The organism is Humibacter soli (assembly GCF_054779035.1).
Window position 1 is genome coordinate 1209150 of the sequence record NZ_BAAGYX010000001.1, and the last position, 14320, is coordinate 1223469.

The 14320-nt window shown below is 68.1% G+C and carries 12 protein-coding genes; 3 read left to right on the forward strand and 9 right to left on the reverse strand.

Annotated features, from left to right (window positions below; genetic code table 11):
- The first annotated feature begins 29 nt into the window (after positions 1-29).
- A complete protein-coding gene (locus ACYVDN_RS05740) occupies positions 30-1730 on the forward strand; it encodes an acyl-CoA synthetase family protein (RefSeq protein ID WP_460569307.1) in 1701 nt (566 codons plus the stop codon).
- A gap of 5 nt (positions 1731-1735) precedes the next feature.
- Positions 1736-2383 carry a DUF1345 domain-containing protein gene (locus tag ACYVDN_RS05745; RefSeq protein WP_460572258.1) on the forward strand — a complete coding sequence of 216 codons (648 nt, stop codon included), beginning with the start codon at positions 1736-1738 and terminating at the stop codon, positions 2381-2383.
- 8 nt (positions 2384-2391) lie between these two features.
- On the opposite strand, the gene ACYVDN_RS05750 is transcribed toward ACYVDN_RS05745, so the two are convergent.
- From ACYVDN_RS05750 to ligA, 9 genes are all read right to left on the reverse strand, one after another.
- Positions 2392-3300: an oxygenase MpaB family protein gene (locus ACYVDN_RS05750; RefSeq protein WP_460569309.1), complete on the reverse strand. Its 909-nt coding sequence runs from the start codon at positions 3298-3300 to the stop codon at positions 2392-2394.
- 31 nt (positions 3301-3331) lie between these two features.
- Positions 3332-3778, reverse strand: a complete 447-nt coding sequence (locus ACYVDN_RS05755) for a DUF3054 domain-containing protein (protein ID WP_460569311.1) — start codon at positions 3776-3778, stop codon at positions 3332-3334.
- 35 nt (positions 3779-3813) lie between these two features.
- Positions 3814-5430: a DUF7059 domain-containing protein gene (locus ACYVDN_RS05760; RefSeq protein WP_460569313.1), complete on the reverse strand. Its 1617-nt coding sequence runs from the start codon at positions 5428-5430 to the stop codon at positions 3814-3816.
- Positions 5431-5578: 148 nt separating this feature from the next.
- Positions 5579-5905, reverse strand: coding sequence for a YciI family protein (locus ACYVDN_RS05765; protein ID WP_460569315.1), 327 nt, complete (start codon positions 5903-5905; stop codon positions 5579-5581).
- Between the two features lie 144 nt (positions 5906-6049).
- Positions 6050-7552 carry an Asp-tRNA(Asn)/Glu-tRNA(Gln) amidotransferase subunit GatB gene (gatB, locus tag ACYVDN_RS05770; RefSeq protein ID WP_460569317.1) on the reverse strand — a complete coding sequence of 501 codons (1503 nt, stop codon included), beginning with the start codon at positions 7550-7552 and terminating at the stop codon, positions 6050-6052.
- Positions 7552-9102 (reverse strand): amidase, encoded by a 1551-nt coding sequence (gene gatA, locus ACYVDN_RS05775; protein ID WP_460569319.1) that lies wholly within the window; start codon positions 9100-9102, stop codon positions 7552-7554. Before gatA ends, gatB begins: the two co-directional genes overlap by 1 nt.
- Complete coding sequence (gene gatC / locus ACYVDN_RS05780; RefSeq protein WP_460569321.1) at positions 9102-9401, reverse strand: Asp-tRNA(Asn)/Glu-tRNA(Gln) amidotransferase subunit GatC; 300 nt, start codon at positions 9399-9401, stop codon at positions 9102-9104. Before gatC ends, gatA begins: the two co-directional genes overlap by 1 nt.
- A gap of 118 nt (positions 9402-9519) precedes the next feature.
- Complete coding sequence (locus ACYVDN_RS05785; protein WP_460569323.1) at positions 9520-11259, reverse strand: alkaline phosphatase family protein; 1740 nt, start codon at positions 11257-11259, stop codon at positions 9520-9522.
- Complete coding sequence (gene ligA / locus ACYVDN_RS05790; RefSeq protein ID WP_460569325.1) at positions 11252-13636, reverse strand: NAD-dependent DNA ligase LigA; 2385 nt, start codon at positions 13634-13636, stop codon at positions 11252-11254. Before ligA ends, ACYVDN_RS05785 begins: the two co-directional genes overlap by 8 nt.
- A gap of 132 nt (positions 13637-13768) precedes the next feature.
- Between ligA and ACYVDN_RS05795 the strand changes: the two genes are divergently transcribed.
- Positions 13769-14317, forward strand: coding sequence for an RBBP9/YdeN family alpha/beta hydrolase (locus ACYVDN_RS05795; RefSeq protein WP_460569327.1), 549 nt, complete (start codon positions 13769-13771; stop codon positions 14315-14317).
- The last annotated feature ends 3 nt before the right edge of the window (positions 14318-14320 follow it).

The window sequence follows — 14320 nt, forward strand, 5'->3', positions numbered from 1 at the left end:
GCCTGTGCCGTGAGCATACGCTGGGAGACATGAGCAGCGCCGAACGGCCGTGGTTGTCGAGCTATGCCGAGGGTGTTCCGGCGGACATCGATCCGCCGAGCGGATCGTTGCCCCACCTGATCGAAGAGTCCGTCGCCACGTACGGCAGTCACGTCGCCCTGGAGTTCTTCGGTGCCACGACGAGCTATCGCGAGCTCGGCGACGCGATCGACCGTGTCGCCGGCGGGCTTGCCGCGCTGGGCGTGCGGGCAGGCGATCGTGTCGCGCTGGTGCTTCCGAACTGCCCGCAGCACGTCATCGCCTTCTACGCCGTGCTGCGGCTCGGCGCCGTCATCGTCGAGCACAACCCGCTGTACACGCCGCGCGAGATGCGCCACCAGTTCGAGGACCACGGCGCGACCATCGCGATCGCCTGGACCAAGGTGGTCGCAACCCTGCAGGACATGCCAGCCGACATCGGCCTCGAGCGCATCGTGGCCGTCGACCTGGTGGATGCCATGCCTGCGCGACTGCGGTTCGCCCTGCGTCTGCCGATCGCCAAGTCCCGCGCCGCGCGCTCGCAGCTGCAGGCGAAGACCACGGGAGCAGTGAGCTGGGCGACCCTTACGAAGTCGGAGCCGATCGGGGCATCCGTTCCCCGCCCCGAGCTGGACGATCTCGCGCTCATCCAGTACACAAGCGGCACCACAGGGCTGCCGAAGGGCGTCATGCTCAGCCACCGCAATCTGGTGGCGAACGCGGCGCAGGCGCGCGCATGGGTGCCGAGCGTGCCGCGGGGCACCTCTGTCGTGTACGCGGTGCTTCCCCTGTTCCACGCGTACGGGCTCACGCTGTGCCTCACCTTCGCGATGAGCATGGGTGCTCGGTTGGTGCTCTTCCCGAACTTCGACCCGAACGCGGTTCTCGACGTCGTGAAGAAGCGACCACCGACCTTCCTGCCCGCCGTGCCGCCGATCTACGAACGCCTGGTCACGGCCGCAAAGAAGCGGGAGATCTCCCTCTCGGGCATCGAGATCGCCATCTCAGGCGCGATGAGCCTGCCACAGACCATCGTCGACCTGTGGGAGACGCAGACCGGCGGATACCTCGTCGAGGGCTATGGGCTCAGCGAGGCTTCCCCCGTGCTGATGGCGAACCCGGTCGGCTCGACGCGCAAGGCGGGAACCGTCGGCCTTCCGTTGCCCAGCACGGAGCTGCGTGTCGTCGACCCTGACGACGACCGCGTCGTCGGATTCGGCGATCGGGGCGAGCTGCAGGCACGCGGCCCCCAGGTGTTCCGCGGGTACTGGCGTCGGCCCGAGGAGACGGCGAAGGTGCTCGACCCCGACGGATGGCTGCACACCGGCGACATCGTGACGATGGATGAGCAGGGATTCGTGCGCATCGTCGATCGCATCAAGGAGCTGATCATCACGGGCGGCTTCAACGTCTCGCCCACCGAGGTGGAGGACGAGCTGCGTGCCTACGAGGGCGTCGCCGACGTCTCGGTCGTCGGACTTCCCGGCGAGCGGGGCGGAGAGGATGTCGTCGCCGCAGTCATCATGAAGCCGGGCATCCCGTTCGACGAGAAAGCGATCAGGGCGTTCGCGCGCTCGACCATGACCCCGTACAAGGTGCCGCGGCGGGTCTTCGAGGTCGAGGACCTTCCCCGGTCGATCGTCGGAAAGGTGCTGCGGCGACAGGTCGTCGAGCAGCTGACGGCGCTCGCGGAGGGCGAGGCCACGGCGTGACCGTCATGCCGCGCGAGGCCACGGGCAATCGTCCTCGCCTGCGATTCATCCTGATGTTCGCCATCGGTCTGGGCGTCTGCCTGATCACCGGATTCGCCGGCTCGTGGTGGTACGCCCCGGTCGGCGGCTGGGCGGCCGCATGCGCCACCTACGTGATCTGGGTGTGGGCGCTCGTGATCGGCAGGTTCGACGCGGAGATGACTCGAACGCACTCCACCCGAGAGGATCCCGGACGCGGCGTGCGGGAGGTGCTCATCGTGGCGGTCGCGGTGGCGAGCCTCGGCGCGGTCGCCGTTCTGCTCGTCCACACCCGGCAGGCGCACGGGGTCGAACAGGCGGTCGGCGCCTTCGCTGCGGTACTCAGCGTCGCACTGTCGTGGGCGCTGCTCCACACGCTGTACACCTTTCGCTATGCACGCATTTACTATGCGGACCCGGTCGGGGGCATCGACTTCAACACCGACGACGACCCGCGGTTCATGGACTTCGCCTATCTGTCCTTCGACCTGGGGATGACGTTCCAGGTGTCGGACACGAGCATCAGCACGACGGAGCTGCGCGGCGTCATCCTCCGGCACACCCTGCTCTCGTACGTGTTCGGAACCGTCGTGCTCGCGTCGGTCGTCAACCTCGTGGCGGGTCTCACGTTCTGAGCCCACGGTCAACCGGCGGCGAGAGCGGCCAGTCTCACCCGCGCGGCACGTTCCCCCGCCGTCTGATCGCCCAGCAGGGCTCCGGCGCCGCGCAGCACCAGACCCGCGGCGGAGACGGCGGGCAGAGGAACGGGACCGAAGTGCGGAGCTTTCAGCCCGAGGAGGTCGCGGAACGTCGGCTCGAGCGATGCGACGGCACCACCGAAGAGCACCGCGTACGAGGGCCGGAGCGTGCGGCGCAGCGGGGCGTGCCGCACGAAGCGCACGACTTCGCGCGTGCGATCGTCGCAGCGCAGCTCGCCGGCGTCTGCATACCCGTGCAGCGCCGCCTTGAGCTCTGCCCTGGTGCGCGGCGGGTCGAGCACCCCCATCAGGTCGCCGGCGATCGCCCATTCGGCGACGTAGGCGTCAGACCCGCCCGGCACGTCCCCTCCCCAGATCTCGTACGTCGACAGGAAGGCGTCGGTGAATGCGAGGTGCACCCACCTGGCCAGGTCCGGATCGTTGGCCGAATACCGCGCGGCACGCCCGTGCCCGTCGACATAGTCGCCGACGACGCGTTCGTGAAGGCGTTTCACCCACTCCGATCCGGCGACGGCCTGGTCGGTGTCGCCGTAGCTGACCGTGAAGATCCAGCGGATCGTGCCGTTCAGGCGACCGAGCGGGTCGTCCCTGAAACGAGACCAGTCGTAGACTCCGGCGAGAGCACCGGGATGAAGAGCCTGCATCAGCAGAGCACGCACCCCCGCCACCAACGTCGACATGCCGCCGTTCACCGCCCACACGGCTGAGCCCGGACCGAAGAATCCCGCATCGACGCCGTGTTCGAACTCGTCGATCCACCCTGGAACGCCGGTCTGCTGCCCGCTGAGCGTCTCCTGCAGCCTGGCCCGAAGCGGCTCGGTCAGCCGCGACATCCCCGTCATCCGTTCCGCGCCGGATCGCCTGTCAGCGGCTCGCGCCGTCGGCGGGAACGGCACCCGCGGTACGTCGGCGGCGAAGGGTCGTCACGAGCAGCGCGACGGCGCGCCATCCGATCAGGAAAACAGCGAGCACGATGGCGGCGACGATGACGAACGAGACGGCGATGCCCTGGCCGCTCACGACCCGCAGCAGCATGCCGATCACGAGCGTTGACGCCCATACGACGACACCAGTGGGCCACAGTGCGGTCGGCCGTCGCCAGGCGAGGCTGATGAGCCATCCGACCACGAGTCCGACCGCGAACGGCCAGAAGGTCACGAGCGCGCCGCCGATCACGTTCTCTCCGTGGCTGCCCCGGCCGATCAGCACGAACGCGAGCACCAGCACGACGTCGAGCACCGCCGCGAGCACGACGGCGCCGGTGGAGCGAGACGAGCGCGAGCGCTGCGATACGGGTGCTGAATCGGCCATGAGTCCAGTCTAAGAAGACCGCGCGACGCCCACCGTCACGCGTCGGCGTCGAGTCCTTGAGGTTCGAGCATGCCGATGAAGACGAGCTCCCGCACACGCGGGAGCAGGTCGGCTGCGAGCTCGGCCGCGCCCACTCCGAGGAGGTCGGCGAGAGCGCCCACGATCACGCCGACCGCGAGATCGCCGTCGCAAGCGCCGACGAAGGCCGCAAGGCCGGTGTCGACGGAGATCGTGCGACCGAACCCTCCACCCTGGGCGAGCGCGATCACCGTCGGATCCTCAGCGCCGGGCCAGTAGTGGCGCTCTTCCGTCACGTCACCGGAGACGACCAGCGTCGAGAGCTGCAGGGCGGCGTCATCCATCGAGGCCAGCCATCTGCCTGCACGCAGCCCGCGGGCCAGATGCGGACCGAGCCCGCCCTCCGGCGCCCCCGTTGACTCGACGGACTCGAACCGGCGCAGCGTGACGGGCGATTCCGCCGGCCGTCGAAGCGTCACGTACCCGAAGCCCACGTAGCGCACGTCACGCGTCGTGAAGTCATCGAGCCAGGCATCCGTGAGCCGCTCGAACTCGGGAGTTCCCTGCCGCGTGCCGCCGTCGCGGATCCACGTCTCGGCGTACTGCGGAGCATCCTGCAGCTCTCGCTCGACGACCCACGCGTCGAGCGCGCCTGGAACGCCGGCGTCGCCGAGCCACTCCCGCACCCGATCGAACGCCTCGACGTCGCCGTGGTACTCCCAGTTGCCCAGGAATTGGGCGATCCCGCCAGGGTTCAGGTGCTCGCGCACGCCGTGCACCACATTTCGGACGATCGCGTCTCCGGTGAGCCCGCCGTCGCGGTACTCGTACTCGGGTACGCCTGCCACTCGGGGCGTGATGACGAACGGCGGGTTGGAGACGATGCGATCGAACCGGTCCTGCCCGACAGGCTCGAACATGTCGCCAAGGCGGAACTCGACGTTGTGCACGCCGTTCAGGCGCGCGTTGAACTCCGCGAAGCCGAGTGCGCGGGCGGAGATGTCGGTGGCGACGACGCGGTCGGCGTAGCGGGAGGCGTGAAGCGCCTGGATGCCGCACCCCGTGCCGAGATCGAGTGCAGTGCCCACGTGGTCACGGATCATGATGGCGCTCAGCGTGTTGGACGCTCCGCCGACGCCGAGCACGTGATCTTCGCGGAGAGCGCGGCCCACCGCCAGCTCGCCGAGGTCGGAGGCGATCCACCACTCTCCTGCGCCGAGGTCGTCCGCGAAGGCGTAGGGGCGCAGATCGACGAGCGCGATCACGTCGTCGGGGAGAGATGCTGCGTCGTCGGAACCCGGGACGGATCCGATCAGCCCGAGACGCACGGCGCCGTCGAGTCCGAGCCCCGGCAGAGCGGATGCCATGGCCCGAGACGGCACCGGTAGGCCGAGCACGAACGCCACACCGAGCACCGCGACGGGATCGCCCTGCTCGACGCCATGAGCCGCGGCTCGTCTCGCCGCTGCGCGCTGACCGCGGTACAAGGCGGCCGCCGCCTCTTCGCCCCAGAGCGACTCGAGCCGAGCGACGGTGAAGTGCGCTGCGAGCAGATCATCGCGCAGACACGACATCAGTTCCGGATCGAGTTCAGCTTCACCCGTGGGATGGGCGTCGAAGCCGTCTGCTCGCATCCCCACATTCAACCACCTACGGACACCTCCGCCTGGCCGGATTTCGGAGATCTGCCGACGCGTGCGGCGCGGCGCAGGCGGGCCGCGGCGTGTCGCCGCAGATCTCCGAAATCCAACGGTGGTGAAAGGGGGAAAGCACCCCGAAGGGTTACTCCTGATAGAACTGGCGCACCTCGACGAGGCCACCGCGAGCCATCGGATGACGAGCCGCGATCTCCAGCGCACGCTCGAGCGACTCCGCCTCGATCAGATCGAACCCGGCGATCTGCTCCTTCGACTCCGCGAACGGGCCGTCGGTGATGATCAGTCGGTCGCCTCGCCTGCGGACCACCTTGGCGGTCTCGGCGGGCAGCCGCTCTCCGTCGGTGCGCTCCCCGGAGGCCTCGAGCTCGCTCACCCACTGGTCGATGGGCACGTCGGCGGACTCCTCCGGCTCGCCGGTCGGGTCGGTGCAGATCAACAACATGTATCGCATGAGCGTTCCTTTCGTCGTTCACTCACTGACACGTCGCGCCGTTGCTTCCTGATCCGACATTTTGCACATCGGATTTTGCGGACAAGTTCGAGGCTTCGAGACTCGCCCGCTACCCAGGTGCTCCTCAATCAGCGGTGGCGGGTCTCAACCGGCGGTCGCGGCACGCTCCAACACGAGTTCACGCACGCGTGCGGCATCCGCCTGGCCCTTCATGGCCTTCATGACGGCACCGATCACGGCGCCCGCCGCCTGCACCTTGCCGTCGCGGATCTTCGCCAGCACGTCGGGCTGGGCCGCGAGCGCCTCGTCGATGGCTGCGATCAGCGCACCGTCGTCGGAGACGACCTTCAGCCCGCGGGCCTCGACGACCTCGGACGGCGAGCCTTCGCCGTCGATCACTCCCTCGAGAACCTGCCGCGCGAGCCGGTCGGTGAGGTCGCCGCTCTCCACGAGCGCGACGAGTTCCGACACGTGCAGCGGTGAGACCAGAGTGGTCGCCGCAACGCCACGTGCGTTCGCGACGCGGGCGATCTCGCCGGTCCACCACTTGCGAGCGGATGCCGGCGACGCACCCTCCGCGACTGTCGCCTCGACCGCGTCGAGAAGGTCGGCGTTCACCACATCCTGCAGTTCAAGCGCAGTGAAGCCCCACGCTTCACGCAGACGGGCGCGGCGCTCGGCCGGCGGCTCCGGCAGCGTGCCCCGCAGCTCCTCGACCCACTCGCGGCTCGGCGCCACGGGCACCAGGTCCGGCTCGGGGAAGTACCGGTAATCGTCGGCGTCGCTCTTGGGGCGGCCTGCCGACGTGGTGCCGGTGTCCTCGTGCCAGTGCCTGGTCTCCTGCGTGATCGTGCCGCCACCGTTCAGGATGGCCGCCTGCCGCTGGATCTCGTACCGCACAGCGCGCTCCACCGAGCGCAGCGAATTGACGTTCTTCGTCTCGGTGCGGGTGCCGAGAACATTCGAGCCGCGCGGACGCAGCGACACGTTCGCGTCGCACCGCACGTTGCCCTCTTCCATGCGCGCGTTCGAGACGCCGAGCGCCTTCACCAGCTCCCTGATGTACGCGACGTAGGCCCGACCGACCTCCGGCGCATCGCTCTCGGCGCCCTCGATCATGCGCGTGACGATCTCGACGAGCGGCACGCCGCCACGGTTGTAGTCGACCAGGGAGTAATCGGCGCCCTGGATGCGACCGGAGGTCCCAGCGTGCGTCAGCTTGCCGGCATCCTCTTCCATGTGGGCGCGCTCGATGAGCACGGTCACCTGGCGTCCGCTCTCCAGCTCGACCGTGACCTGGCCGTCGTGGGCGATCGGCTCGTCGTACTGCGACGTCTGGAAGTTCTTCGACGTGTCGGGATAGAAGTAGTTCTTGCGTGCGAAGCGCGAGCTCTCGGCGATGCCGCACCCGAGCGCGAGGCCGAGCCTGATGCTCGACTCGACGGCCTTGTGGTTCACCTGCGGGAGTCCGCCGGGAAGGCCCAGGCAGGTCGGGCAGGTGTTCGTGTTCGCGCCCGAGCCGAACTCGTTCGCGCAGCCGCAGAACATCTTCGTCGTGGTGTTCAGCTCGACGTGCACCTCGAAGCCGAGTACCGGCTCGAACAGCTCGAGAGCCTTGTCGTAATCCATCAGTGCGTCTTTCGCCATCAGACAGCACCCTCCTCGCTCGCGAACGTCGCCTCTGCCAACTCGGGTGCCTGCGAGCTGAGCGGATGACCCCACCCGGCTTCGAGCAGCCGCTCGAGTGCCGCACCGATCGTGTACAGCCGGGCATCCTGCCTGGCAGGCGCCATGATCTGCAGTCCGACCGGCAGTCCGTCTTCCGGCGCGAGCCCGACGGGCAAGGCCAGCCCAGGAACGCCAGCGAGGTTCGCCGGAATGGTCGTGACGTCGTTCAGGTACATCGCCAGCGGGTCGTCGATCTTCTCTCCGAGACGGAACGCCGTCGTCGGTGCCGCGGGGCTGATCAGCACGTCGGCCTTCTCGAACGCGGCCGAGAAGTCGCGCTGGATGAGCGTGCGCACCTTCTGCGCGCTGCCGTAGTAGGCGTCGTAGTAGCCGGCACTCAGAGCGTACGTGCCAAGGATGATGCGCCGCTTCACCTCAGCACCGAATCCGGCGTCTCGCGTCGCCGACATCACGCGCTCACTGGTCACGGGGCCGCTCTCCGGGCTCACGCGGAGCCCGAAGCGCACCGAGTCGAAGCGAGCGAGGTTGCTCGACGCCTCGGCGGGAAGGATCAGGTAGTAGGCCGAGACGGCGTACTCGAAGCTGGGGGCCGACACCTCGATGACCTCTGCACCTGCCGCGGTGAGCAACTGAACGGTCTCATCGAAGCGCTGCTTCACGCCGGCCTGGAAGCCCTCTCCGCTGCCGGAGATCTCCTTGACGACGCCGACGCGCACGCCCTTGAGAGCGTCGTCCTTCACACCGGCCCGGGCGGCATCCGCCATCGAGGGCCACTGCTGGGTCAGCGACGTGGAGTCGAACCGATCGTGCCCGGCGATCACGTCGTGAAGAAGAGCCGCGTCGAGCACGCTGCGCGTCACGGGCCCGACCTGGTCGAGCGAGCTGGCCAGCGCGATGGCGCCGTAGCGGCTCACTCCGCCGTAGGTGGGTTTGACGCCAACGGAGCCGGTGACCGCGGCGGGCTGGCGGATCGAGCCGCCCGTGTCGCTGCCGAGTGCGAGCGGCGCCTCGAACGCCGCGACGGCGGCAGCAGAGCCACCACCGGAGCCGCCCGGAATGCGGTCGAGATCCCACGGGTTGTGGGTCGGCCCGTACGCGGAGTGCTCGGTCGACGAGCCCATCGCGAACTCGTCCATGTTGGTCTTGCCGAGCGGCACGAGGTCCGCCTCGCGCAGCTTGCGCACGACGGTGGCGTCGTACGGCGGCACCCATCCCTCGAGGATCTTCGACCCGGCCGTGGAGGGCATGTCGTACGTGCAGAGCACGTCCTTGATGGCGATCGGAACGCCCGCGAGCGGTCCGAGCTTCTCGCCTGCTGCACGGCGTCCGTCGACGACGGCCGCCGTCTTCAGTGCGTCATCGGAGGCCACGTGCAGGAAGGCGTGCACGTCGCCATCGACCGCTGCGATGCGGTCGAGGTGAGCCTGCGTGGCCTGAACGCTCGACACCTCGCCGGAGGCGAGCTTCTCGGCGAGAGCGGAGGCGGTGAGACGGGTCAGGTCGCTCATCAGGCCTCCTCCCCCAGGATCGGCGGCACGCGGAAGAAGTCGCCCTCGCGGTCGGGAGCACCGGAGAGTGCCTGCTCAACAGTGAGACCGGGAACCTCGACGTCCTCGCGGAACACATTGGTCATCGGAATGGGATGGCTCGTCGCCGGAACGTCGGGCGTCGCCACCTCACTCACCTTCGCCACGGATTCCACGATCTGCGCGAGCTCGGCCGTCAGGCTCGTGAGCTCGGCGTCGCTCAGGTCGATGCGGGCCAGGTCGGCGAGATGCCGTACCTGGTCGGCGCTGATGTCGGGCATGCGTCTCCATGGTGTAGGTCGGGCACCGCGCTCGTGGCACGGTGTTCGTGAGCCACGGTGTTCGTGGGTTCGCGGGATGCCTTCGAGTCTATTCGGCGCGAGCGTGCTGGTCTGATCGTCAGGTGCCGAAGATGCCCTGACCCTTCACCGTGACCAGTTCGTAGGCCTCGCGATAGGTGCGAGGCACCTGCGACTCGTCTCCGCCGTAGTAGGCGATCAGCATGCCGAGCAGGCCGACACCCGGTGACGCCAGCGGACGGTCGTCGTCTCCGTCGGCGACCGGAGCGGATGCCTCGGGGTTCGGCGGCACCCACTGCGGGTGGGTCTGCGGCCAGCTCACGGGCTGCCTCGGTGTCGAGAGCGTGACGGCGTTGTCGATAGTGGGAGCCGTCTTGTCCCTGTCGGTGAGCGGTGGCAGCCCGTACTTCTTCTCCAGCGTTGCCGTCACGCTGGAATGGTGCATCGTCTCGTTGATCACGTGTCCCTTGGCCGTCCACGCCGAGATCGCGATCGCCGGCACACGTACGCCGAGGCGATCGAATCGGAACCCCATCTCGGTCTCACCCAGATGCCCGGATGGCGGCACCGCCGCGGGCGGCGGAACGTGGTCGTAGAGGCCGCCGTGCTCGTCGAAGGTGACGAGGAGCATCGTGTTCATCGCGTTCGATCCGGTCAGCGAAGCACTGTTCTTGATCGAGCTGTAGATGCTGTGGAGCAGAGCCTCGCCAGCGCGCACGTCGGAGATCGTGCCGCCCTCGATGACCGAACCGTCGATATCGATCCTGGTCCGGGGACCGGCAGGTGGATGCATGTCGTTGTGGTCGTAGATCATGCGCGGCTCGATGAACGAGTACGCAGGCAGGTGGCCCTTCTCGACGTCGTCCCGGAACTGACTCATGGTTCGGAAGTGCTCGGTCTTCCAGAACGGCTGCAGTACGGCTGCGTGGATGAACCCGGTCATCGAGACGAACTGATGGTCGTCGAAGTAGACGGCCCAGCTCTCCCCGGACTCCTCGAGGCGGTTGAAGATCGTCTGCGCGTCGTCGTCGACCTCGAACCACTTGCGGAAGCCTGCGCCCCCGCTGTTGGTGACGAAGCCGTGCGACGTGGCCGCGTGGAAGAACGAGCGGTTGCAGAACGTCTGCGATGGGACAGCACAATGCCAGTTGTCGTACACCGCGAATTCGCGGGCCAACGTGGAGAACACCGGAAGCATGGCCGGGTCGAACCCGCCCATGATGTGCCGGTACTCGGTGAGCGGCGGAGTCTCACCGCGCCGCTCGACGCGCACATGGTCGATGTAGCTGGCGAGGAAGCCGCTCATGTTCGCCTCCGCGCCGGCGGGCGGCGCATTGAACGGGGGCTGCATCTGCTGCACGAACCGATTCGCGTTCTCGGCAGGATCGACAGTTCCGAAGACCTGATGGTTGACGAACGGATACTCCTCGCCCGGATCGGGGTCGGGCTGACTCATGACGAAGTCGGTCGTGCCGGTGTACACGTGCGCCGGGATATCGGCCCCGGTCAGCGGATCTCGATTGCTGTGACGCGTGGGATCCAGTCCTTCGAAGTGCTGGCCGTGCGGTGGCTCTTCGTCGGCGTAGAGGAAGCCGAAGATGTTGTCGAACGACCGGTTCTCGAACATGACGACCACGAGATGGTCGAAACCGGGCTTCTCGGGCACGGGCAGCAGACCGAACTGCTTCTCGATCTCGGCGTTCGCCGCGTGTTGGCCTGCGGCGACACCGACCCCTGCACCCACGGCCGCACCGACCGCTCCCCCGGCGGCGACACCGGCCGCCGTGACCCCCGCTCTCTTCAGGAACGAGCGTCGCGATGTACTGCCGTCGTCAGTCATCCGCGGGCACCTCGGACACCGCAGGCACCGCGTCTGGGCCGCCCTCGAGCAGCAGCTTGAACCCGGCGGAGTCGAGGATGCGGATGCCCAGCTCCTCAGCCTTCGCGAGCTTCGACCCTGCGCCCGGTCCTGCCGCGACAAAATCGGTCTTCTTCGACACGCTCGACGCGGACTTGCCGCCCGCGGCGATGATCGCCTCGACGGCGCCCTCCCTGCTGAAGCCCTCCAGCGAGCCGGTGGCGACGACGGTGATTCCGGCGAGCGGTCCGGTCTCTTCGCCCGCCTTGCCAGGCCCGGGATGTCCCGGCACGGCGAACGGCACGCCGGCGTTCCGCCAGGAGTCCACGATCTCTCGATGCCAGTCGACGTCGAACCAGTCGAGCACCGCGTCGGCGATGATGCCGCCGACACCGTCGACCGCGGCGAGCTCGTCCCTGGTGGCCGCACGGACGGCATCCAGCGACCCGAACCACGACGCGAGCGCCCTGGCGGCAACGGGACCGACGTGTCTGATGTTCAGCCCGACCAGGAAGCGCCACAGCTCCTTCTGCTTCGCGGCATCGATGTTCGCGAGCATGTCGTGGGCGAGCTTCGACGGCACGTGCGTCGGAGTTCCCGCGAAGGCCGACGCCTTCGAGTCGAACGCCGGGTCGGCATCTTTTCCGCTGACCTTGCGCTGGCGTCGGAACGGCGTGTCGGTGCGAACCCGCATCGGCACCCCGTCGCGCGTCACGATCTCTCGCCCCGGCTCGCCGTCATCCGCAGCCTTGGGCAGACCGGTCTCGTGATCCCGCACGATCACCTCGATGTCGAAGATGCGCTCAAGGGTGAGGTCGAACAGCCCGGCTTCTGTGGGAAGCGGCGGGGTCGGCGGATGCAGCGGCTGGGTGAGCGCTGCTGCGGCGACTTCACCGAGCGCTTCGATGTCGAGCGATCCGCGACCGGCGATGTGCTCGACGCGGCCCCGCACCTGAGCAGGGCACGACCGGGAGTTGGGGCAGCGCAGGTCGATGTCGCCCTCTTTCGCCGGAGCGAGGGGCGTGTTGCACTCGGGGCAGCGCTCGGGCATGCGCCACTCCCGTTCCGTGCCGTCGCGTCGCTCCTCGACCGCACCGAGGATCTCGGGGATGACGTCGCCCGCCTTGCGCAGCACGACCGTGTCGCCGATCAGCACGCCCTTCGCCTTGACGACCTGCTGGTTGTGCAGCGTTGCCTGCCGCACCGTGCTTCCCGCCACCTTCACCGGCTCCATCACCGCAAAGGGTGTTGCACGGCCGGTGCGTCCGATGCCGACGAGGATGTCGATCAGCCTCGTGAAGACCTCCTCCGGTGGGTACTTGTAGGCGATCGCCCAGCGCGGAGCTCGACTCGTCGAGCCGAGCTCATCGTGCGTCGCCAGGTCGTCCACCTTGATGACGACGCCGTCGATCTCGTGTTCGAGCGAGTGCCTGCGCTCGCCCATCTCGGCGATGTACGCCGCGACGTCGTCGATGGAGCCGAGCACGCGGTTGTGCGGCGAGACGGGCAGGCCCCAACCGCGCAGCAGCTCGTAGCTCTCGGACTGCGTCGTCACCGGCGGGTTCGCCCAAGCACCGAGGGTGTGCAGGTACAACGACAGCCTGCCCTGCCGCTCGCGCATGAGGTCGAGCTCCTGCGGCGACTTGTTCTCGCGCCGCTGCCTCAAGCTGCCCGCCGCCGTGTTGCGGGCGTTCGCGAACTCGGGGAAGCGAGTCTTGATCTCGTCGTCCGGCCTGCCCTTTGCGCGCTGCTCCGCGGCATAGCGCTCCTGCAGCTGATGCTGTCGCTCGTTGAGGAACTCGAAGTCGACGGTCTTGAGGAACACCTCGCCACGCACCTCGAAGAACTCCGGCCAGCCCGTACCGGTGAGCAGCTGCGGGATGCACGGGATCCAGTCGACGTTCTCCGTGATGTCCTCGCCGACGCGACCGTCACCGCGGGTCGTCGCGGTCTCGAGCACGCCATCGCGGTACGCCAGACTGATGGCCAGCCCGTCGATCTTCACCTCGGTGAGCCACTGCACGGAGTGACCGGCGGCATCCGCGGTCTTCACCGCCCAGTCGCGGAGCTCGTCGACGCTGAACACGTTGTCGAGGCTGAGCATGCGCTCTGCGTGCTCGTGCGGAGGAAAGCCGGCCGACGCGAGCTCGGCGCCGACCGTCTGCGTCGGGCTGTCCTGACCGGCGAGTTCGGGGAACTCCCGCTCGATCGCCTCGAGGCGATGGATGTCGGTGTCGTACTCCGCATCGCTGATCAGGCTCCCGCCTTCGTAGTAGGCGATGCGATTGCGCTCGATGCGATCGCGGAGCGCCTCAGATTCGGCGCGGGCGGAATCGAAGTCTGCTGGCAGGTCCGTCACACGATGATTTTAGGGACGACCACCGACGTAACCGAGGCTTTCGGCGTGATCCGCGCGGCGCACGTCGAGCACTCGGTGCGCCACGATGTTCCGCCAGAATGTCTGCGAAGCATCCGTAACGCGAGGAGAGCCATGCGTATCGTCATCGTTCCCGGCATCGACGACTCGCCGCACGATCACTGGCAATCGCTCTGGCAGGAGTCGCTCGGTCCCTCCGCTGTGCGCATCGCACCCGCATCGTTCACCGAGCCGGAAGCCGAGGATTGGCTCGCCGCCATCGGACGGGTGACGGGACCGGATGACGTGCTCGTCGCCCACAGTCTCGGATGTCTGGCCACCGCATCCTGGATCGTCGAGGGCGGCCGCGCGGCAGGTGCCTTCCTGGTGGCGCCGCCCGACGAGAACGGACCGGCGTTCCCCGACGCCGCAGTCGGGTTCAGCGCACCACACCGGCGGCTGGCTATCCCATCGGTCATCGTCGCATCGCAGGACGATCCGTACTGCTCGCTACAGCATCTCGGCGAGTTGCGAACTCTCTGGGGCTCGCCGCTGATCGGGGTCGGTCCCCACGGTCATCTCAACCGGGCGAGCCGCCTCGGCGAATGGGAAGAGGGACGCCGACTGCTGACGGCGTTCGCCGCAGGGCTCGGCAAAGCGCTGCCGACTCCGATCGCCGAGTAACCG